This is a genomic window from Acrocarpospora corrugata, from assembly GCF_009687845.1.
Lineage (GTDB): Bacteria > Actinomycetota > Actinomycetes > Streptosporangiales > Streptosporangiaceae > Acrocarpospora > Acrocarpospora corrugata.
In genome coordinates this window covers 88,506-110,058 of sequence record NZ_BLAD01000059.1, presented here as the reverse complement: position 1 = coordinate 110,058, position 21,553 = coordinate 88,506, and the positions used below count along the sequence as shown (strand labels likewise).

Sequence of the window (21,553 nt, the reverse complement as noted above, 5' to 3'; positions counted from 1 at the left end):
CCTATTTACCCGGGTCTGTCAACCCCCGTTCCGGTGCGGCTCGCGGGACCGCGAGCCGCACCGGCCGTCAGGTTCCCCGGGCCGCGAACGCGGCCGTGATCTGGTCGAGCGCCGCGTCGAGCGTCGCCTTCAGGGCGGGCTTCAACGCGCCCTCCCGAAGCCGGTCGTTCAGCTTGAGCCGGATGTTCCCGACCGCGTTCGGATCGTTGTTGGCGATCATGTTCGCGACCAGGTTCCGTAGATCGTCCACGGCCGTCGAGGAGACCTCGCCGCGGGCGGCGCCGGCCTCCAGCAGCCGCATGAACGCGGCGGCCGCCTCTTCCACCGAGCCGGCCTTGGTGGGGCTGGCGAGCGGGAGCGGCGCGAGCGTTCTGGTGCTTCTCGGTTTGGTGGTGGGCGAGGCGGAGGCGCGGGGCTTGGCGGTCGGATCAGGGTCGGGATCCGAGCCGGTGTCGCCCTCCTGCTCGGGCGGCGGATCCGCCACGTCCGTGGGGTCGGGATCGAGGATCGGCTTGGCCCGGTCGGTGGCCCGCGGGGTCGAGTCCGCGTCCTCCAGGGTGGCCTCTTCTGTGCGCTGGGTGGCGTGCGTGACCGGGGTCGGCAGGGTCGCCGCCGCCACCCCCGCCGGGGCCAGGGTGGGCTGCTGCCAGAGCAGCACCCCCAGGGCCAGCACGCCCGCGACCCCGGCCGCCCACTTCAGCCAGCCGGGCTCGCGCCCGGTCTCGCCGGGCATCAGGGCCTCGGCCACCTCGCGCGCGGAGGGTCGCATGGTCGGGTCGGGGGACAGGCACTGCCGGCACAGCGCCGCGATCTCCGGCGGCAGCCCCGGCACGCTGTCCGGGCTGGGCGGCGGGCCCTCCCGGCGGGCGGCCTCGATCCCCTCCCAGGTCGTCTCCGGGTACGGCGGGGAGCCGGTGAGCATCTCGTACAGCAGGACGCCCAGCGAGTAGACGTCCACGGCCGGGGCGGCGGGCAGCTCCTTGAGCCGCTCGGGCGCCACGTAGGGCGGGGTGCCGAAGTCGGCCACCAGCTCGTCGTCGGCCTCGCCGGCGAACACGGCGATGCCGAAGTCGAGCAGTTTCGCCCCGTCCGAGGCGAGCAGCACGTTCTCCGGGGTGACGTCGCGGTGCACGATGCCCCGCTCGTGGGCCGCGGCCAGCACCAGGGCCAGCCGGGCGGCGATGGCGGTGGCCTCCGCCCAGGGCAGCGGGCCCTCGCTGACCCGGTCGGCCAGTGATCTGCCTTCCAGGAGCCGCATCACGACGTACGCGGCGAGCCGGCCACGCGGGGTGACCGTCTCGCCGTAGTCGTACACCTCGATGGCGTCCGGATGGATCAGCCGGGCGGTGGCCCGGGCCTCGCGCCTGATCAGCTCGCGGCCCGGGTTGTCACCGTCCAGCGCACCGTCCAGCACCTTGATCGCCACAGTCCGCTGGAGGGACTGGTCGAAGGCACGCCAGATCACTGACATGCCTCCCGTGGCGATCCGCTCCTGAAGCAGATAGCGACGGGTCAGGACGTCGCCTTCGGCCAGCTCAGGTTGATTCACGGACGACCAGTTCCGTGGGCAACACGGGGTTGCCCTTGGGTATCTCGTCCTCGGCGAGGGCCATGAGCAGCATGCGCGCGGCCAGGGCCGCGAGCTCCTCGACGGGTTGGCGGACGGTGGTGAGGGCGGGGGTGGTGTGCCGGGCGATGGGCGCGTCGTCGAAGCCGATCACCGCGACGTCGTCGGGCACCTTGCGCCCGGCCCGTCGCAGCGCCTGCATCGCGCCCGCGGCCATCACATCGGACGCCGCGAACACGGCGTCCAGGCGGGGCGCGCGCTGCAGCAGCCACTGCATGGCGTGTGCCCCTGAGGCGTGGGTGAAGTCGCCGTACGCCACGGGCATGTCGGTGATGCCCGCGTCCCGCAGGGTCTCCCGGAAACCGTCGAGACGGTCCCTGGCGGCGGGTAGCGTCGGCGGACCGGCGATCGTGGCGATCACCCGGCGGTTGCCGAGCAGCAGGTGTTCCGCGGCCTGGCGACCTCCGTCCCGGTTGTCCATGTCGACGAACGGGAGGTCGACGCCGTCTGGCGGCCGGCCCGCGCTGCGCACCGGGATGCCGGACGCGGCCAGGGTGACGGCCAGTGGGTGCCTGGCCCGGGCGCCCACCAGGAGCACCCCGTCCACGGCCCCCGCGACCAGCGGTGGGGCCGCGATCGCCGCGGTGGCGGGGGTGGCCGTCATCACCACGAGCGGGACCCCGTGGGCGGCGAACACCTCCTCGGCCGCCGACAGCAGTCGGGCATAGAAGGGTTCGCTGAACAGCCGTGGAGTCTGCTCGCAGATCACGGCGGCCACGATCTGGTCGGTGCGTCTGGCGGTCGAGCCCCGAGGGGCGCGGCGCCTTACATAACCAAGGCGGGACATGGCGTCGTGCACCTGTCGCCTGGTCGATGTAGTGACGCGTACCGAGCCCGTCAGGACTCGGGATGCGGTTGCCGGGGAGACGCCAGCAGCGGCGGCTACCTCTGCGAGGGTGGGAAGATCGGCCATCCGGTCTCCTCAGGCCCGAAGTGTGTCACGCGGCGGCTTGGGAGCGCTCCCAAGAACGTATCACTGTTTCGGGCGTGTCAACAGAGGTTTCATAGCGATGAAACCTTTCATCGTTTTTCACCGGCCTTGGACATGTCGGCAGGGTAGATGAAACGCTTGCCAATCTGTGGGGATATCGGGGCAATCGAGACGTCAATGTCCGGGAATATGACCGTGTGCAGTCAGGAATGTGCACATTGTAGTCAGAACTCGTGACATGGAGAATTCAGATGATTCGCCCGCTCTTTGTGTCGGCTTGTGTCGGCGCCGCGCTCTTCGCCGCCCCGGCCGTCCAGGCTGACTCCTACACAGCGCAGGACCAGGCACGCTGCCTGATCCCACTGCCGATCATCGACACGCTCTGCGCGGGATTGGGACTCGGTGGAGCGAGTGCCGGCGGCCTCTTCGGCGGCGGGCTCGGCGGGCCGCTCGGGGGGAGCGGCGGAGGCGTGGGAGCGGGCGGTCCGGGCGGGCTCGGCACCGGGATCGGCGGCTACCAGCCGCCCAGCGGGACGCCTGTGGGCACTCAGGTCCCGGCTGCCACGTACTGATCAGGCCGGTGTTACCGGTGTCGGCGTTACACCGGGTACCGGGCCTCGGCGATGATGTCGGCGCTCGCCTTCTCGGCGAGCGTGGCCACCGGGGCCCAGATGAACAGGCCGGGGATGCGCGGGAAGGCCGAGGCGTCCACCACGCGCAGGTTGCTCGTCCCGCGAACCCGGAACCGGGAGTCCAGCACCGCCATCGGATCCGAGTCGGGGCCAATCGGGTTGGTGCACGAGGCGTGGTGGCCCCAGGACTCCTGGCGGATCCAGGCGCCCACCTGTTCCCTGGTCCTGACCTCGGGGCCCGGCCAGATCTCGGTGCCGGTGCCGGCCTTGGCGTTGATCCGGCGGATCATCCCGATCGCGTCCACCATGGCGGCCACGTCCCGGTCGCCGCCGCGGCCGTCGTCGAACTTGCGGAAGTTGATCTCCGGGGGGTGGGTGGGGTCGGTGGAGCGGAGCCGTACCGTGCCGGTGCGGGCGTCGGCGTAGCCCTTCAGGACCAGCCAGGTGAAGCGGTCCTTGACGTAGCCGGGCGGGCCGAAGCCGGGCTTGTAGCCGCGGAAGTCGGCGGGGGCGCCGAAGACGAACATCTCGGCGCGTTCGCCGGTGCCGTACCGGCGCTTGATCCCGCCGAGCACGCCGTTGGTGGAGTACGGCGTGAAGCGGGCCGCCCCGAACACCGAAGCGCCCTGCCAGGCCGTCAGACAGGGGTCGAGCGGGGTCTTGCCGAACCCGCACGCCTGGAACAGCAGGAACGGCGGGTACGCGGAGACCACCGGCACCTCGTACCGGTCCTGGAGGTTGCCGCCCACGCCGGGCAGGTCGATCTGGACCGGCACCCCGAGCTGGGCGAGGTGCGCGCGGGGGCCGATGCCGGAAAGCATGAGCAGCTGCGGGCTGTTGAACACCCCGGCCGAGACGATCACCTCGCGCCGGGCGCGGACCGTCCGGCGGCGGCTCTTCCGGTCGGCGGCGGTGGTGGCCCGGTAGCGGGGCGAGGCGCCGTACAGGTGGTCGCCGAGCAGGTAGTCCACGGCGACCGCGCGCTTGTGCCCGTGCGGGCCCGGCTCCAGCACGATCCGCTCGGCCAGCGCGTTGGCCTGGATGACGAGCCGGCTGGGGAACGCGGCCTGGGCGGCCAGCAGGCGCTCGCGCATGCTGTGGCGCCTGCCGTGCGAGGTGGACTGCGGGGTGTAGAAGAAGCCCTCGGTGCCGGCGTCCACGAACGCCTTGTCGTTGATCGAGCGGGGGTGGGTGGTGTCGCCGCCACGCGCCGCGGCCTCGGCGGTCGCGGCGGCCACGATCCGGCCCAGCTGGGGGTCCAGCTTGATCACGTCGACCAGGCCGAACTCGGTCGGCTGCCAGGACAGGAAGCGCTGCCAGTGGGTCCACATGCGCTCGGGGGCCCAGCTGTCGTCGCCGGTGAGGTTCTGGATGTAGGCCCAGTCCTTCGGGTCGGCGGCCATGGTGATCATCGCGTTGTGGGTGGTGCAGCCGCCGAGGGCGGAGGCGCGGGGGTAGAGGACGCCGCGGCCGGGGATCCACTGGCTGCTGGTGGCGCCCATCTTGGGGTCGCTGTAGTGCTGGACGAAGAAATCCCAGCGGATCTGGTTGTCCTCGCTGACCGCGTAGTTGTGGAAGGTCGGCACGTCGTGCCAGCGCTGGTTGCCGCGGAGCGGCCCGGCCTCCAGGACCACGACGGTGAACCCGGCCGCCACCAGGTTGGCGGCGAGCGGGGTGCCGCCCGGCCCGGAGCCGATGATCACGTAGTCGGCCTCGTCGGCGTCGGCGTGCGCCGGGCCGGCGCCCAGGCCGGTGAGCAGAGCCGCCGCCGCGCCCAGGCGGAGTGCGTCGCGCCGGTGGAGTGTATGTACCTGATCTTTCATATCCGTCCCCGATTGCCGTCAGCGGAAGGGGGGACGATCACCACTGATCACTCTGTGTAAGCGAAATCATTACACATCGTGATACTGGAAACCTGGCACATCTCGATGAGGAAAATCATGAATCAGGCCTCGAAGCGGATCGCGGTCGTGGGAGTCGCGGGCTCGATGCTCGCCGCGGGGTTCCTGGCGGGTCCCGGCAGCTCCCCCGGACTGGCGTCCAACCATGTCGACGCCCCGACCCAGATCCTCGACCCGCAGATGGACGTGACCGACCTGTACGCGTTCACCAGCCCCGACCGCCCCGACACGGTGACGGTGATCTGGAACTACGTGCCGTTCGAACTGCCGATCGCCCCGCTGCCCTGGTACCGCTTCGCCACCCAGGGCTTCTACGACCTGCACTTCGACAGCACGGGGGACGGCAAGCCCGAGCTGACCTACCGCTGGTGGTACCGGAACGGCGACGGCTCCGGCGATCCGAAGGCGAGGCCGAGCAGCGTCTACCCGGACTTCCGCAAGCCGCTGCCGACCGGCGGGGACAATCTGAGCCAGTACGAGGGGGGCGCGGGCGCCTGGGAGCAGCCGCCGGGGGTGCAGCCGTACACGCCGGACGCCGTCGATCCCTACGCCGACCTGGTGACGCTGCCGTGCGCGGGCAGCGCCCGCTGCAAGGCGCGGACGATCTACCCGCAGACCTACCGGCTTGAGCTCATCCGGCCGGGGCAGCAGCCGAAGGTGCTGCTGGAACAGGCGCCGGTCGGGCCGTACGGCATCGAGCCGGGGTTCGCGGCCAAGTGGCGACGGGCCGTCGTGCCGCTGCCCGGCGGCGGGCAGACCTTCTCCGGGCAGGTCAAGGACCCGTTCTTCTTCGATTTCCGGGCCATCGCGCTGACCAGGATCGGGCTGCCGGTCGCGCCGCCCTTCGACTTCTTCACGCCGTTCAACGTGCACTCGATCGCGATCCAGGTGCCGAAGGCGGAGCTGGCGCTCAAGGGGGACGTGCAGCGCAATCCGGTGGTGGGGATCTGGGCGACCTCGTCGCGGCGCTCGCTCAATCTGCTGGACAAGTCGGCGAAGCCGTACCGGCAGGTGTCCCGGCAGGGGCTGTCGATGTTCGGGGACAGTCTGATGCCGCATCTGCTGCGGGACGCCTACCACAACGCGTCGTCGCCGCAGAGTGATCACAAGTGGCCGGCCATGCTGGCGGCGGTGCGACATCCGTACGCGTCCAAGCTGCTCGCGCCCGGCCTGCTGGCGCTGCCGCCGAAGGAGCCGAGGATCGACCTGGAGCAGGTCTTCCTCACCGGCATCGCCAAGGAGACCGGGCCGATCAAGCTCGACCTGACCTCGCACCTGCTCAACCGGGACGCCGACCGGGCCAGGATGGTCCCCGCCGAGATGACCCGGCTGAACATGATGACCCCGGTCACCCCGAGACCCAACCAGTACGGCCTGATCGGCGGCGACCCGCAGGGCTGGCCGAACGGGCGGCGGCTGACCGACAACGTGACGGTCGCGTTCATGCGGATGGCCATGGGCGAGCCGGCCGGCAAGGGCACCCTGCTGCCGACCTGGCTGAGCCCGATCACCGGCCCGGCCAAACGGATCACCGACAGCTTCCCGTACGAGGCGACGCCCGACATCCGCGGCCCGGTCAACCGGGAGCAGCAATGAGGCGCACCGCGATCCTGCTGGCCGCGGCGTCCGCCGTCGCGACCGTCGCCATGGTCAAGTACGGCGGCCAGGAGTTCACCCCGGGCCCGCCCCCGGTGCGCGCCTTCGCCTTCGACCTGGCCGGCCGGATCGCCGCCGACCAGCGCTACCTCAAGATCGCCCCAGGGGACGCCACGGTCTGGGCCGAACTCGGCCTCGGCTACGTGGAGCAGGCCAGGGTCACCGCCGACCCGGCCTACTACCCGAAGGCCGAGGGCGCGCTGCGCGAATCGCTCCGGCTGCGGGCCGCCGGCAACGACACCGCCCTGGTCGGCATGGCCGCGCTCACCGGCGCCCGGCACGAGTTCGCCCAGTCCAGAGACTGGGCGATCAAGGCCACCGCCGCCAACCCGGCCAACCCGCTCGCGCACGGCCTGCTCTCCGACGCCTACGTCCAGCTCGGCGACCTGACCAAGGCGGAGAAGTCGCTGCAGATCATGCTGGACGCCAAGCCGGGGGTGGCCTCCTTCACCCGGGCCGCGCACTTCTTCCGGATCAAGAACCAGTTCGGCCGGGCCGCGAACGCGCTCAACCTGGCGCTCGGGGCCGCCGCCGGGACCGCCGACCTGGCCGACATCCACTGCCGCAGGGGCGAGCTGGCCTGGCTGACCGGGCGGCCCTCGCTGCGCGCGTACGAGCAGGCGCTGGACGCACAGCCCGGTTACCCGGCCGCGCTGGCCGGCCGGGCCCGCGCCCTGGCCGCGCTCGGCCGCGGCAAGGAGGCCGCGCACGCCTACGCCACCGCCGTCGCCCGCAACCCGGAACCGCAGACCCTGATCGAGTACGGCGAGCTGCTGCACGCCCTCGGCCGCAAAGCCGAGGCCAGAACGCAGTTCCGGGTCTTCCGCGGCGCCCTCAAACTGTTCGCGGAAGGCGGCGTCGTCGACGACCTCACCGCCGGCCGGTTCGAGGCCGACCACGGCGACCCCGCGGTGGCCGTCACCCACCTGGCCAGGGAGTGGATCAGGCGGCCCACGAACGAGGTGGCCGACGCCTACGCTTGGGCGCTACATCGCGCCGGGCGGGACCGGGAGGCCATTCAGTACGCGCGCGACGACACCGCGCTGGCCGCGTTCCACCGGGCCGGCATCGAACGCGCCCTGAACCGGAACAAGGACGCGGAACGCAGCCTGGACCGGGCCAGGAAGCTCAACCCGAATCTGCCGAATCTGTCGCACACGCCCAGGATCGAGGTAGCCAATGGACGGTGAACTGCTCCGCCGACTGGTGGACGAGGTGGTCGAGCAGCTCGGCGGCCGAGCCGAGGTGCAACTGGACGAGGTCGAGGAGTGCGACCCCTACTGGGAACCCGGCGACGACACCACCCACCCGACCTCGGTCCGGCACAGTTATGTCGTCCACGTGCACTCCGCCCTGCCCGACATATCCGACATCGTGTTCGGCGCGGTCCGGCAGCGGTTCGGCCCTGACTGGCAGGTCGCCGAACGCCCGATCGGGGAGACGTTCGCGGTCGACTTCATCGGGGCCGACGGGACGTTCCTGGGGGTCGTGTTCGATCCCAAGGGCGGCGGTCCGGTGGTGGTGATCGGCCGGACCGGGAGTTCTTGAGCTGACGGGGGCTCCCATGGGCGGACTGTGGGAGCCCCCGCTCGGTGTACCCGGCTTAGCAGCGGACATTTCATCGCCCGCCTTATCGGTCTGAGCTCCGGCTTATCCGGCTTTCGGTAAGGTCCAGCCTCATGACCACCTACAGGCGGATCGCCGTGCCCATCCTGGCGACGATGGCCCTGCTGACCGCGTGCAGCCAGGAGACCCCCGAGGCGGCCCCCGCCACCCCGTCGGCTTCGATCGAGAGCTCGGCGGCGGCGAGCCCGTCCGCGTCGAGCCCTTCCGCGCAGGTCCCCAGCTCCACGCCGGAGGCCAGCTCCACGCCGGTGACCACTCCCGCCGCCGGGCACAACGAAGCCGACGTCACCTTCGCCGCGTCGCTGATCCCGCACCACCTGCAGACCCTCGACCTGACCCAGCTCGCCGCCACCCGCGCCCACGACCTGTGGGTGCGCGACCTGGCCGCCCGCGTCCGCAGCCAGCGCGAACCCGAGATCCGCGTGCTCAAGGGCTTGCTGGACACCTGGGGCGAGACCCCGCTGCCCCGCGACCAGAAGCTCCCCGGCGGCGTCACCCAGGCCGACCTCACCGACCTGGCCGCCGCCTCCGGCGCCACGTTCGACCGCCTCTTCATCACCCTGCTGATCGACCACCACGAGGGAGCTCTCGCGCTCGCCCAGGCCGAAGAGGCCAAGGGTGTCCAGGCCGACGCCAAGGCCCTGGCCGGCGGGGTCGTCGTCACCCACGAGGCCGAACTCAAGGAGATGAAGAAGTACCTGACCCGCCTGAAGAAGTGACCCTTCAGTTCTCGTAGGTGTCCAGGCGCGGGGGCAGGGCGTTCCAGACGCAGAAGGCGGAGGATTCCTTGGTGCCTTGCAGGAACGTGATGCGGAGCCAGTGGGACTCGTCCCACACCTTCAGTTCGTAGCCGTCGGCGGGGGTGGCGGAGACCATCCGGCAGTCCTTCTCGCGTACGGCGATCGTGGCGCGGCCGCCCCTGAGGGTGAAGGTGTGCAGGACCTCGCCGGGGGTGGCCTGCGAGCTGGGGGTGGCCGCTCGGCTGGGGGCAGGCGATTCGCGGGGTGTCTGCGGGCGGGGGGCGGTGGTTTCCGGGGCCGGTTCTGTGGGCCGTACCTGCTTGGAAGGGCGGGGAGCCTTCGTCGGCTTCGGTTTGGGGGAGGCCGGGATGGAAGGCGGCGGCGACAGGGCCCGGGACACGCCGGAGACGCCGGTGGGCGGGGCGGCCAGCAGGACGGGGGCGAGCGGCTCGTCGCCGAGTACGGTGTTGTGCAGGACCTGGCCGACGCCCAGCCAGGCCACCGTGACCGCGAGCGCCGTCGCGCCGCACCAGGCGAGGGTGTACCCAATTGCCCTTGGCAGGTGCATAAGACGGATTATGACCTAGATGTGCCGTAGCGTATCGGGCCATGGCGACCGTGCTGGTGGTGGAGGACGACGAGTTCGTCCGTTCGGCGATCATCCGGGACCTGGTCGGGCGCAGCCACGCGGTGCGCAGCGCGGGACGCGCGCTGGACGCGCTCCGCGACATCGCGCACTACCCGCCCGACGTGGTCATTCTCGACCTCGGGCTGCCCGATCTGGACGGCGCGGAGGCGCTGAAGATGCTCCGCGCCATCTCCGACGTGCCGGTCATCGTGGCCACCGCGCGGGACGACGAGCGCGAGGTCGTCCGGCTGCTCCGGGCGGGCGCCGACGACTACCTGATCAAGCCGTTCTCCGGCGACCATCTGAACGCCCGGCTGGAGGCGCTGTTGCGGCGGGCCAGGTCGGCGCCGGCCGCCAAGACGATCAGGGTGGGCGGGCTGAGCATCGATCCGGACCGGCGGGAGGCGTACCTGGATGGGACCCAGCTGGAGCTGACCCGGCGCGAGTTCGACCTGCTCGCCTATCTGTGCGCCCGGCCCGGCCTGGTGGTCTCGCGCAAGGAGCTGCTGGCCGAGGTGTGGCAGCAGTCCTACGGCGACGACCAGACCATCGACGTGCACCTGTCCTGGCTGCGGCGCAAACTCGGTGAGAGCGCTTCGCAGCCGCGCTACCTGCACACGGTTCGGGGAGTCGGCGTGCGCATCAGCGCGCCGTGAGGCGCGGCCTGGCGCTGGTCGCGGTGGCCGTCACCGCGATGGTGGCGCTGGCGTTCCTGATCCCGCTGGCCGCCGTGGTCAAGGAGGTCGCCGAGACCAAGGCACTGGCCGAGGCGGAGCGGCAGGCGACCGCGATCGTGCCCGCCCTGGTGCTGACAGTGGACGCGAAACGCCTGGAACGCGCGCTGGCCAGCACGGCGGCCGGCGGCGAAGGACGGTTGGCCGTGCACCTGCCGGCCGGGACGGTCGGGCGGACCCGTGCCCCCGCTTCGGCGGTGGCTTCGGCTCGGGCCATGACGTTACGGGTGACCGGGGGATATGTGCTGCTGCGGCCGGTCGCGCTGGATCGCGGCCGGAGCGTGGTGATCGAGGTGTACGCCCCTGAGTCGGATCTGACCAGGGGCGTCGCCACGTCCTGGGCCGTCCTGACCGGGGTCGCGGTGGCGCTGGTGGCCGGTTCCGTGGTGGTCGCCGACCGGCTCGGCGCGCGGGTGGTGCGGGCCACCCGGCGGCTCGGCTACGCGGCCACCGCGCTCGGCTCCGGCGACCTGTCCGTACGGATCGAGCCGGCCGGACCGCCGGAGCTGGTGGCCGCCGGGCAGGCGTTCAACACGATGGCCGACCAGGTGGCCGGGCTGCTCGCGGCCGAGCGGGAGCTGGCCGCCGACCTGTCCCACCGCCTCCGCACCCCGCTGACCGCGCTCCGCCTCCAGCTGGGCGACCACGGCCCGGCCGCCGAGCAGGTCGACCGGCTGGAACGCGAGGTGGACGCGATCATCGAAGCGGCCCGCCGCCCGGCCCGCCCGCTCCCCGGCCGCTGCGACGCCGCCGAGGTGCTGCGCGAGCGGCTGGTCTTCTGGTCCGCGCTGGCCGAGGACCAGGGCCGGCCCTGGGAACTGATCGGCGCCGACGTTCCCGCCCAGGTGCCGGTGGCCGCCGCCGAACTGAGCGCGGTCATCGACGCCACCCTCGGCAACGTCTTCCGGCACACTCCGCAGCGCACCCCGTTCGCGGTCACGCTGCACCAGGGCAGCGGCATGGTCGGCATCCTCGTCGCCGACGCGGGCCCCGGCATCGCCGATCCGGAGGGCGCACTGAAACGCGGCCACAGTGGAGCCGGCTCGACCGGCCTCGGCCTGGACATCGCCCGCCGCCTGGCCGAGTCCACCGGCGGCTCGGTCCGGGTCGAACGGTCGGCGCTGGGCGGCGCGGGCGTCCAACTCTGGCTCCGCACGGCCCCCCAGACCCCGAAGCCCCGCACCCGCCGCCTGCTGGGCCGCGCCTTGAGCTGAACCGCGGGTGGCGCGTCCCTTATCGGCAGGAAAGATGCCGATAAGGTCGGCAATGTGGAATTCCGGGTTCTTGGGCCGATCTCGGTAGTCGGCGCGGACGGTGTCCCGCTGGACATCGGCCCCGCTCAGCAGCGCGCCGTGCTCGCGCTCTGCCTGCTCGCCGCGCCCCGCCCGGTCAGCGCGTCCCGCCTCATCGACGCGCTCTGGGAGGACGACGCGCCCGGCGGCGCGCTCAACACCGTCCAGGCGTACATCTCCAAGCTCCGGCGGGTGCTGGAACCCGGCCGCGTCCGCAGAGGCGCGGCCTCGATCCTGGTGAGCAGGCCAGGCGGGTACGCGCTGGACATCCCCGACGAGGCCGTCGACCGCCGCAGGGTAGCCGTCCGCGCGGCCGAAGGACGGCGACTCCTCGCCGCCGGCGACCCCGCCAAAGCGGCCCGCGAACTACGCCTGGCGCTGAGCGAATGGCGCGGCGAACCACTCGCCGGCTTCGAAGGCCAGACCTGGGCCGAGACCGAGCGAGACGCCCTCGCCGAACTACGCCTCTCCCTCACCGAAGACGCCGCGGAAGCCGACCTGGCCCTCGCCCGAGGCTCCGAACTCATCCCCGAACTCACCCGCCTCGTCGCCGCCTACCCCCTCAGGGAACGCATCAGACGCCTCGCCGCCCAGGCCCTCTACCAGGCAGGCCGCCAGGCCGACGCCCTCGCCGCCCTCGCCGAAGGCCGCCGCCTCCTGGTAGCCGAGCTCGGCCTGGACCCCGACCCCCGCTCCCGCGACCTCGAATCCCGCATCCTCACCCAGGACCCCACCCTCACCCCAACCCCACCCACCACTTCACCCGCCACCTCGGTCACCACCAGCCTTGTCCTCGGCCGCACCACCGAGTCAGCCATCCTCCACCGCGCCATCACCACCCCAGGCCCCCGCGTAGTCCTGGTCGCCGGCGAACCAGGCATCGGCAAAACCAGCCTCGCCGAACACGCGGCAGCCCATTCGGCCGGCCGGGTTGTGGTCGGGCGGTGCTGGGATGGGGGTGGGGCGCCTCCGTTCTGGCCGTGGGTGCAGGCGTTTCGGGAGCTCACCGGGCAGGCGGGGGAGTTGGCGGAGATCACGGGGGCGACCGGAAAGTTTCCGCTTTATGAAGCTGTGGGGCGGTTGTTCAATGTCGGTCCTGTTGTGGTCATCCTGGATGACTTGCAGTGGGCGGATGCGTCTTCGCTGCGGCTGCTGGACTTTCTGGCCACCACGCGGTCGTGTCCGGAGTTGACGGTGCTGGCCACCTATCGGGATACCGAGGTGAGTGAGCCGCTGGCGCGCACGCTGGCCGCGTTGTCGCGGTTGCCGCATGTCGAGCGGATCACCTTGGGGGGATTGTCCGAGGAGGCGGTCGCCGAATATCTGGAGCGTTCCGGGGCGGATCCGGCGCGGGCCGGTGAGGAGTTGCGCAGGACCGGGGGGAATCCGTTCTTTCTCGGTCTGGGCGAGGAGGCTCCGGGGGCGGTGGCCGATGTGCTCAGGGGGAGGCTGGCCGCGATGCCGCCGGGGGCGCACGACGTGCTCAGCGCGGCGGCGCTGCTGGGCCGGGAGGCGGAGCTGGGCGTGCTGCTCGATGTGCTCGACCTGCCGCAGGACGACGTGCTCGATGTTCTCGACGCGGCTGTGCAGTCCCGGCTGCTCACCGAACGCGCGCTCGTGTACGCGTTTTCGCACGACATCGTCAGGGACGTGCTGCGGGACGGGCTCGCGCCGCTGCGACGCCGCCGGTTGCATGCCAGGGTGGCGGCCGTGCTGGAGGCGCGTGGCACGCATCTGGCGGAGCTCGCGTACCACTATCGGGAGGGTTTGGTCATCGCGGGGATGGCGGCCAAGGCCATCGAGTACGCCCGCCAGGCGGCCCGGCACGCGACCGAGCAGTTCGCCTATGAGGATTCGGCCGCCCACATGGAGCAGGCCGTGGCGTTGACCGGGCAGTTGCCGGTGACCGATCTGGAGCTCAGATGCGACCTGCTGATCGAGCTGGCGGAGGCGCAGTCGCTGGCCGGGATGAACTCGCGGGTGCACGCCACCCTGGACGAGGCCGCCGCCCTCGCCGACCGGCTCGGCGACGATGAGCGGCTGGCTCAGGCCGCGCTGGGCTTCTCGGATCCGCTGGGCTGGGCCATGTACGAGGAGTGGGCGGCGTCGGAGGCGCTGATCGGGCGGATCGACCGCGCTCTGGCCGGGGCGGGCGAGCGGTGGCGCTCCCCGTTGCTGGCCGCTTCGGCGATCATGGGGTCGTTCAGCCGGCCGCAGGCGGAGAGCCGGGAGCTGGCGGCGCAAGCCGTACAGGAGGCGAAGGATGACCGGTCGCTGCTGCGGGCACTGAGCGCGGCCGAGATCCTTTCGCGGGGTCTGGCGGGCAGCGGCGAGCGGAACGAGATCGTGACGCGGATGGCGGAGACCGCGGCGGCCACCGGCGAACTGGTGGACGAGTGGCTGGCCAGCGAAGCACGCTACGTGGAGATGTTCTCCGGCGGCCAGTACGTGGAAGCCGGCCCGCTGCTCGACTGGCTCCGGCAGACCGCCCAGCGGCTACGCCAGCCCGCGCTGATCGGACTGGCCGGATGGCAGGCCGCGATCCGGGCATACCTGGCAGGCGACCTGGACACCGCCATCGCCGAAGCCGAAGAAGCCGCCAGAGCTCACCCCGAAGGCGCCCTCGGCGGCGACGGCGCCCAACTCCGCGCCCTGCTCATGCGCGCCCAAGCGGCCCGCCTGCGCGGCACCCCCTCAGCCGCCCTCGCCATCGCCGACGACGTCCTGAAAACCCGCCCCGGCCAGCCCGTCTGGACCGTCCTCCGCTGCCACGCCCTCCTCGACCTCGACCGCCACGACGAAGCCGCCACCATCTTCGCCACCCTCGCCGAAGACGGCTTCGCCGCCATCGCCAACGACCTGACCTACCGCTTCGTCCCCGACTCACTCAGCCGCATCTGCGCCACCCTCGGCGCCACCCAAGCCGCCGAAGCCCTCTACACCCGCTTCACCCCCAGCGCAGGCCGCCTCCTCGGCTGGTCCAGCGCCGACCTCTGCCTCGCCCACCTCGCCCAAACCCTGAACCGCCCCACCACAGCCGCCCAGCACCGCGCCGACGCAAGGCATTTCCTCACCACCTCCGGCCTCCCCAACCCGGACAAGTAGCCGACCGGCAAGCAACCGCCTGCGCCGGGCTCCCCGACCTGGGCAGTGACCGCCCGCCTTCGGATGGACAGATCGGGCAAGTAGCCGCCAAGACGGAGCCAAGCCGCCTCCGCGACCCTGTCTCCCATGGTCGGACCTCATCGCATCGCCCCCGATACCGTGCTCATTCCGAGGCTCATCCCGGTCGAGAACGGCTACGCCGCCATCAACACGATGGTGATCACGGGCCGGGAACCGGTGCTGGTCGACACCGGCGCCGCGATCCACCGCGACGCCTGGCGCGAGGACGTCTTCTCGGTCGTCTCCCCGGAGGACGTCCGCTGGATCTTCCTCAGCCACGAGGACCCCGACCACATCGGCAACCTCACCACCGCCCTGGACCTCTGCCCCAACGCCACCCTCGTCACGCCCCCCCCCCGCCACACCACATTCCCACCCCAAACCCACCTGATCACCGACCACGAGTCCTTCCACGCCGGCGACCGCGTCCTCACCGCCATCCGCCCCCCGCGCTACGACGCCCCCACCACCCTCGGCCTGTACGACGACCGCAGCGGCGTCTACTGGGCCGCCGACTGCTTCGGCGCCATCACCCCCCACCCCACCTCAGACGCCCACAACCTCCCCCTGGACGACTACCTGGACGCCATCCACCGCCACGCCGCCACCCTCAGCCCCTGGCACACCTGGCTAGACCCCACCATCTACGGGCACTACCTCGACCACCTCGCCGCCATGGACATCACCGCCCTCACCACAGCCCACGGCCCCACCATCACCGGCCACCGCATCCCCCGCGTCTTCGACACCATCCGCGAGACGTAGGCCCGAATTACCGCCCTGCCGTGGACCGACTACGCGAACAACTCCAGCCGGGGGAGTCGCTTACCGACCGGAGCGCTGACTGAGAAGTTCGGCTGCACGTACTCCGATGGCGTTGACTTCCTCGACTGGATGAACGCCGACGTGCAGGTTGCCGAAGACCTCCTCGGCCTCCTGGTAGACCTCGCGTTGTTCCGGCGTCTCCGGTGGCGCGACGACCACCTGGAGATCCACGCTCTGGTCGACGGTGCTTCGATGCCCCTGGGAGTCCTCCACTCGGGCTCCGTCGCCGTCGCGGAGGCGCTCCATCGCATATCCCCATGCTTTGACCTGAAGGGATACCTCGTCTAGGTCCTTCCGCCGGAACGACCAGGTCTGCGTGAGCTGTACGGCGTGCCCGTTGGCGATGGCGAAGTCGAGGTCATAATGGACGCGCGAGCCTACGTATATCTTCGCTCTGGTTCGCACCAGCTCATCGGCGATGTTGGCCTGACGGTATGCCTCTCGAAGGTCGCGCCCCAGATGATATTTGGTCACCTGCGGTTGCCGTGATTCGGACGCCCGATCAATGATCATCTGATCGAAGATTAGATCGAGTGCTTGTATCGCGCTCTGCGCGACCATCGGCGTCGGAGGGCTGAGCTGCACCACATTGCGGTGGTCATGATGCAGCCGAGCCAACCAGGTCTCTCCCAGCGGCTCGCGCCCGTCCTCCAACGCCTGCCGACTGAGATCGATCTGAGAACCAACATTGAAGATGAACTCACTGGCCGCCCCGAAGGCGGACGAACCCGCAAATTTCCGGACTCGATCGGTATTGCTTAGCTGACGGATAGCCCAGTCACCCGTTACCGGGTCGCCGACCACGGCACCCACGTTCATGAACTCGCCGGTCCGCGGATCAGGGAGACAGCGGACGATCGAGTAGATGTAACGGCTCATTCCACCCTCCTTCAGATCAAAGCGCGGACACGCTTGGCCGCTGCCGGGGCCCGATGCTCAAGGAACCAGCCGAGTGCGTCCAAGTCCTCGTCTGTCGCTGGCCACGATGCTGGCACGCCGCGAAGCACCTTGAGGACTGGCGAAGGATGACGAGATCACAGGCGTCGGGACGGCGACCCGGAGGTCGTCGAAGTCGTCGGTACGTCCGCTAACGAGACCGCGCCAGTCGGTCAGGTCAACCAAGATCGCTCCCGAACGCTCACGGTCTACTTGCCGCAGCATTGGCAGATATGCGGTCACGTACCGTTAGATGCCTGTTGCGGATAGCAAGCTGTGACTTTCGGAGGACGTGCAAAAGTAGTTTCTGGCGCTCTTTCTCGGTGTTGATGGAAATTCCTAAAATGCGTCGTAAGTCATTTTTGGTCCATAAATATTCAAAATAGGGTAAGTTGGATTAGGTTGGCCCGAATCGAGTAAAATATGTGGACCGAAATTTTCGGTAAGGTTGCGGATGATCTTCTGCTGACATCTGGGCTTAACACCCGATGTCTGGGCAGAGAACCAGGATGGCGTGGACCATGGGTGGCATGCGAGAGATCTGGCCGGGGGACCCCTATCCGCTGGGGGCGACGTACGACGGGGCGGGGACGAACTTCGCTTTGTTCAGTGAGGTGGCGGATGGGGTTGAGCTCTGTCTGTTCGATGAGGATGGGGTGGAGGAGCGTGTTGCGCTGAGCGAGGTTGAGGCGTTCGTGTGGCACTGCTACCTGCCGGGGGTGCAGCCGGGGCAGCGGTACGGGTATCGGGTGCATGGGCCGTACGTGCCGGAGCAGGGGTTGCGGTGTAATCCGCGGAAGTTGCTGCTCGATCCGTACGCGAAGGCGATCGAGGGGGCCGTCAAGTGGGATCAGGCGGTGTACGGGTACGACTTCGGGGCGCCGGGGAGCCGGAATGATGAGGATTCTGCGCCGTTCATGCCGCGGTCGGTGGTGATCAATCCGTTCTTCGGGTGGGGGCATGATCGGCCGCCGGCGACGCCGTACCACGACACGGTGATCTACGAAGCCCATGTGAAGGGGCTGACGATCAATCATCCGCGGGTGCCGGAGCGGATTCGGGGGACCTACGCGGCTCTCGGGCATCCGGAGATCATCGATCATCTGACCAGCCTGGGGGTGACGGCGGTCGAGTTGATGCCGATTCACCAGTTCGTCAGTGACGACGTGCTGGAGAAGCGGGGGCTGGCCAACTACTGGGGCTACAACACGATCGGGTTCTTCGCGCCGCACCACGCCTACTCCAGTTCGGGGGAGTTGGGCGGGCAGGTTCTTGAGTTCAAGGCGATGGTGAAGGCCCTGCATGAGGCCAATATCGAGGTCATTCTCGATGTGGTCTACAACCACACGGCCGAGGGCAACCATCTGGGGCCGACGCTGAGCATGCGGGGGATCGACAACGCCAACTACTACCGACTGGTGGAGGACGATCGCCGGCACTACATGGACACCACGGGGACCGGGAACAGCCTGCTCATGCGGTCGCCGCACGCGTTGCAGCTGATCATGGACTCGTTGCGGTACTGGGTCATGGAGATGCACGTGGACGGGTTCCGCTTCGATCTGGCGTCGTCGCTGGCGCGGGAGTTGCACGAGGTGGACCGGTTGAGCGCGTTCTTCGACCTGGTTCAGCAGGATCCGGTGCTGTCGCAGGTCAAGCTGATCGCGGAGCCGTGGGATGTGGGGCCAGGGGGCTACCAGGTCGGGAATTTCCCTGCGCGGTGGACGGAGTGGAACGGGCAGTACCGGGACACGATCCGGGACCTGTGGCGGGGGGAGCCGGCGCGGCTGCCGGAGTTCGCGTCCCGGCTGACGGGGTCCAGCGACCTGTATCAGGACGACAGCCGCAGACCAGCCGCTTCCATCAATTTCGTGACATGTCATGACGGGTTCACGCTTGAGGATCTCGTTTCGTACAACGAGAAGCACAACCATGCGAACGGGGAGGACAACCGGGACGGGGCGAACGACAACCGGTCCTGGAACTGCGGGGTGGAGGGGCCGGCGACGGGGCCGGTGGCGCAGTTGCGGGAGCAGCAGAAGCGGAACTTCCTGGCGACGCTGTTCCTGTCGCAGGGGGTGCCCATGCTGTCGCATGGGGACGAACTCGGGCGTACGCAACAGGGAAACAACAACGCCTACTGCCAGGACAACGAGCTCAGCTGGGTGGACTGGCACGAGAACTGGTTACTGCTGGACTTCACCCGGCGCCTGTCGAAGCTGCGGCGGGAACACCCGGTGTTCCGGCGGCGCCGGTTCTTCTACGGCCGGCCGGTACGGGGATCCGACGACCAGCTGAGCGACATCGTGTGGTTCACCCCGTCAGGGACGGTGATGACCGACGGCGACTGGAGCAACGGTTACGCCCGCGCGCTCGCCGTCTTCCTCAACGGGGACGCGATCACCGAGCCGGACCGCCGCGGGCGGCGCATCCGGGATGACTCGTTCCTGCTCCTGTTCAACGCCCACTACGACGTGATCACGTTCACCATCCCCAAGGACTACGGCGAAATGTGGACGACCGAGCTGGACACCGCCATGCCGATCAGCACCGACAGCCGGCTGTGCCGGGCGGGCGAGGGCATCCCGGTGACCGGGAGGTCGGTCCGGGTGCTGCGGCGCGAGCCGGGGTGATCCTGGCTTTCGACGGTCCGGAAAGGACACTATGGGTGCTGTGACGTCCACATACCGGGTGCAACTCACGCCGGAGTTCGGGTTCCGCGAGCTCAACGATCTGGTCGGCTACCTGCGCGAACTGGGGGTCGGGTCGCTTTACCTGTCGCCGACCCTCCAGTCGGTACGGGATTCCCAGCACGGATACGACGTCACCGACCATTCGCGGATCCGCGACGAGTTCGGCGGCAAGAAGGGGCTGCTCGCGCTGGCCGGGCAGGGGCTCGGGCTGATCGCCGACATCGTGCCCAACCACATGACCGTGCCGGTGCCTGAGTCGGAGAACGCGCCGCTCTGGTCGGTGCTGCGGGAGGGGCCGGACTCGCCGTACGCGGACTGGTTCGATCTGAGCTGGCCGGTGGCGTTGCCGGTGCTGGGGGACGATCCCGAGCTGGTCGTGGACGGGAGCGTGCTGCGGTATCACGATCACGAGTTCCCGATCAGGGCCGGCACCGAGGAGCTGCCGCTGGCCGAGCTGCTGGCGGCGCAGCACTACCGGCTGGTGTCGTGGCGGGATTCGCCCGGGTATCGGCGGTTCTTCGACGTGTCCTCGCTGATCGCGCTGCGGGTGGAGAGTCCGGCGGTCTTCGACGCCACGCACGAGGTCACGCTGGCGCTGATGGCCGAAGGGGTGATCGACGGGCTGCGGGTGGACCACCCGGATGGGCTGACCGATCCGGGCGGGTATCTGCGGCGGCTGCGGGAGCGGGCGCCGGGGCCGCTCTGGGTGGAGAAGATCCTGATGGACGGCGAGCGGCTGCCGCCGGACTGGGAGTGCGACGGGACCACCGGCTACGACGCGCTGAACATGGTCACCCGGCTGTTCGTGGATCCGGCCGCACGGGACAAACTGGTACGCACCTTCACCCGGCACACCGGCGTGCCTGACGACTACGAGCGGGTCAAGTACGAGGGCAAGAAGCTGGTGCTCGACCTGTTCTTCCGGGGCGAGGTGGATCGGCTGGCCCTGTCCCTGGGCGAACCGGGGCTTCGGGACGCGCTGGTGGAGTTGCTGGCGGCGATGCCGGTCTACCGGGCGTACGTGAGTCCGGGGGAGCCGCCGGACGAGGAGGCGACCCGGGTGATCCAGTCGGCCGCCTGGGAGGCCGCGGCGCACGCGGATCCCGCGTCGGTGGCCACGGTCGCGCAGCTGGTGCTGCGGGGTCCTGCGGAGGCGGTGGCGCGGTTCCAGCAGACCTGCGGGCCGGTGATGGCGAAGGGCGTGGAGGACACCGCGCTGTACCGGTGGTTCCCGCTGGCGTGCCTGAACGAAGTGGGCGGGGAGCCCGATCGGTTCGGGGTGTCGCCTGAGGAGTTTCATGCGTTCTGTATGGAAATGCGGCCGACGACGATGACGACATTGTCGACGCATGACACGAAAAGGTCGGAGGACGTCCGAGCCCGATTGGCGGTTTTGTCGGAAATTCCGGATGTGTGGGCGGGGGCGGTGGAGTCGTGGGCGGGAGCCGTGCGGTTCGATCCGACGCTGGACTACCTGGGCTGGCAGAACCTGATGGCCGCCTGGCCGATCAGCCCGGAGCGTTTCACGAAATATCTGCTTAAAGCGGCTCGCGAGGCTAAAACCTCGATTTCCTGGCAGAACCGGGAACAAGGGTACGAAAGAGGTCTGCGGGAGTTCGCCGAGAAGGCCATCGAACTGTGCGGCTACTCGGTCGCCTCGTTCACCGCCGTCGTGGACCGCTACGCCCAGGTGAACTCGCTCGGCCAGAAGACGGTCCAGCTGATGATGCCCGGCGTCCCCGACGTCTACCAGGGCAACGAGATCACCGACTTCTCGCTGGTCGATCCCGACAACCGCCGTCCTGTCGACTACGTCCGGCGGCGTGAGCTCCTGCGCGACGGCGGCGACACCTGGGACGCCCGGAAGCTCCTCGTCACCAAAACCGCGCTCAACCTGCGCAAACGACTCGCGCCCGACCTTCCGTACCTGCCGATCGAGGCCGGCGAGCACGCGGTCGCCTTCGCGCGCGGCGACCAGGCGGTCGCCGTGGCCACCCGGCTCCCGTACCGGCTGGAGCGGCGCGGCGGCTGGCACAGCGAGACCCTCCGCCTCCCGGCCGGCAGCTGGCTGGACCTGCTGACCGGCGCGGAGCACACCGGCCTGATCCCGATGGCTCACCTGCTGTGCCGTTACCCCGTTGCAATCCTGGAACGGAATACCCGATGA

General features: G+C 69.9%; 16 protein-coding genes. 11 read left to right on the top strand and 5 right to left on the bottom strand.

Annotated features, from left to right (window positions below; translation table 11 throughout):
- Positions 1-67 precede the first annotated feature (67 nt).
- Positions 68-1,549, bottom strand: coding sequence for a serine/threonine-protein kinase (locus Acor_RS23015; RefSeq protein WP_155338792.1), 1,482 nt, complete (start codon positions 1,547-1,549; stop codon positions 68-70).
- Positions 1,536-2,540 (bottom strand): LacI family DNA-binding transcriptional regulator, encoded by a 1,005-nt coding sequence (locus Acor_RS23010; RefSeq protein ID WP_155338791.1) that lies wholly within the window; start codon positions 2,538-2,540, stop codon positions 1,536-1,538. Before Acor_RS23010 ends, Acor_RS23015 begins: the two co-directional genes overlap by 14 nt.
- Before the next feature lie 269 nt (positions 2,541-2,809).
- On the opposite strand from Acor_RS23010, the gene Acor_RS23005 reads away from it, so the two are divergent.
- Positions 2,810-3,130, top strand: coding sequence for a PE-PGRS family protein (locus Acor_RS23005; RefSeq protein ID WP_155338790.1), 321 nt, complete (start codon positions 2,810-2,812; stop codon positions 3,128-3,130).
- Positions 3,131-3,156: 26 nt separating this feature from the next.
- Here Acor_RS23005 and Acor_RS23000 read toward each other — a convergent pair whose 3' ends face one another.
- Complete coding sequence (locus tag Acor_RS23000; RefSeq protein WP_155338789.1) at positions 3,157-5,013, bottom strand: GMC family oxidoreductase; 1,857 nt, start codon at positions 5,011-5,013, stop codon at positions 3,157-3,159.
- A gap of 117 nt (positions 5,014-5,130) precedes the next feature.
- Here Acor_RS23000 and Acor_RS22995 point away from each other — a divergent pair, with 117 nt between their 5' ends.
- The 4 genes from Acor_RS22995 to Acor_RS22980 all read left to right on the top strand — a co-directional run bounded on the left by Acor_RS22995 (position 5,131) and on the right by Acor_RS22980 (position 9,092).
- On the top strand, positions 5,131-6,687 hold the full coding sequence (locus Acor_RS22995; protein ID WP_170317043.1) for a DUF4331 domain-containing protein: 1,557 nt from the start codon (positions 5,131-5,133) through the stop codon (positions 6,685-6,687).
- Complete coding sequence (locus Acor_RS22990) at positions 6,684-7,937, top strand: tetratricopeptide repeat protein (protein WP_155338787.1); 1,254 nt, start codon at positions 6,684-6,686, stop codon at positions 7,935-7,937. Before Acor_RS22995 ends, Acor_RS22990 begins: the two co-directional genes overlap by 4 nt.
- Complete coding sequence (locus Acor_RS22985; protein WP_155338786.1) at positions 7,927-8,295, top strand: hypothetical protein; 369 nt, start codon at positions 7,927-7,929, stop codon at positions 8,293-8,295. The genes Acor_RS22990 and Acor_RS22985 overlap by 11 nt, the downstream gene beginning before the upstream one ends.
- Before the next feature lie 131 nt (positions 8,296-8,426).
- Positions 8,427-9,092 carry a DUF305 domain-containing protein gene (locus tag Acor_RS22980; RefSeq protein ID WP_155338785.1) on the top strand — a complete coding sequence of 222 codons (666 nt, stop codon included), beginning with the start codon at positions 8,427-8,429 and terminating at the stop codon, positions 9,090-9,092.
- A gap of 4 nt (positions 9,093-9,096) precedes the next feature.
- On the opposite strand, the gene Acor_RS22975 is transcribed toward Acor_RS22980, so the two are convergent.
- Positions 9,097-9,681, bottom strand: coding sequence for a hypothetical protein (locus Acor_RS22975; RefSeq protein WP_155338784.1), 585 nt, complete (start codon positions 9,679-9,681; stop codon positions 9,097-9,099).
- A 41-nt stretch (positions 9,682-9,722) separates the two neighbouring features.
- Between Acor_RS22975 and Acor_RS22970 the strand changes: the two genes are divergently transcribed.
- The 4 genes from Acor_RS22970 (at position 9,723) to Acor_RS22955 (ending at position 15,697) form a co-directional block, all read left to right on the top strand.
- Positions 9,723-10,397 carry a response regulator transcription factor gene (locus Acor_RS22970; protein WP_155338783.1) on the top strand — a complete coding sequence of 225 codons (675 nt, stop codon included), beginning with the start codon at positions 9,723-9,725 and terminating at the stop codon, positions 10,395-10,397.
- Positions 10,394-11,689 carry a HAMP domain-containing sensor histidine kinase gene (locus Acor_RS22965; RefSeq protein ID WP_218034429.1) on the top strand — a complete coding sequence of 432 codons (1,296 nt, stop codon included), beginning with the start codon at positions 10,394-10,396 and terminating at the stop codon, positions 11,687-11,689. Before Acor_RS22970 ends, Acor_RS22965 begins: the two co-directional genes overlap by 4 nt.
- A gap of 54 nt (positions 11,690-11,743) precedes the next feature.
- The gene (locus tag Acor_RS22960; RefSeq protein ID WP_155338782.1) at positions 11,744-14,872 is read left to right on the top strand and encodes an ATP-binding protein; all 3,129 of its coding nucleotides are present in this window, start codon (positions 11,744-11,746) and stop codon (positions 14,870-14,872) included.
- A gap of 126 nt (positions 14,873-14,998) precedes the next feature.
- Positions 14,999-15,697, top strand: a complete 699-nt coding sequence (locus Acor_RS22955) for an oxygen-binding di-iron domain-containing protein (RefSeq protein ID WP_155338781.1) — start codon at positions 14,999-15,001, stop codon at positions 15,695-15,697.
- A gap of 60 nt (positions 15,698-15,757) precedes the next feature.
- Here the strand turns inward: Acor_RS22955 and Acor_RS22950 are convergent, their stop codons facing one another.
- Complete coding sequence (locus Acor_RS22950) at positions 15,758-16,636, bottom strand: DUF3037 domain-containing protein (RefSeq protein ID WP_155338780.1); 879 nt, start codon at positions 16,634-16,636, stop codon at positions 15,758-15,760.
- 587 nt (positions 16,637-17,223) lie between these two features.
- On the opposite strand from Acor_RS22950, the gene glgX reads away from it, so the two are divergent.
- Both glgX and treY read left to right on the top strand, forming a co-directional pair.
- Positions 17,224-19,326, top strand: a complete 2,103-nt coding sequence (gene glgX, locus Acor_RS22945) for a glycogen debranching protein GlgX (protein WP_155338779.1) — start codon at positions 17,224-17,226, stop codon at positions 19,324-19,326.
- Between the two features lie 31 nt (positions 19,327-19,357).
- Positions 19,358-21,553, top strand: coding sequence for a malto-oligosyltrehalose synthase (treY, locus tag Acor_RS22940; protein ID WP_155338778.1), 2,196 nt, complete (start codon positions 19,358-19,360; stop codon positions 21,551-21,553).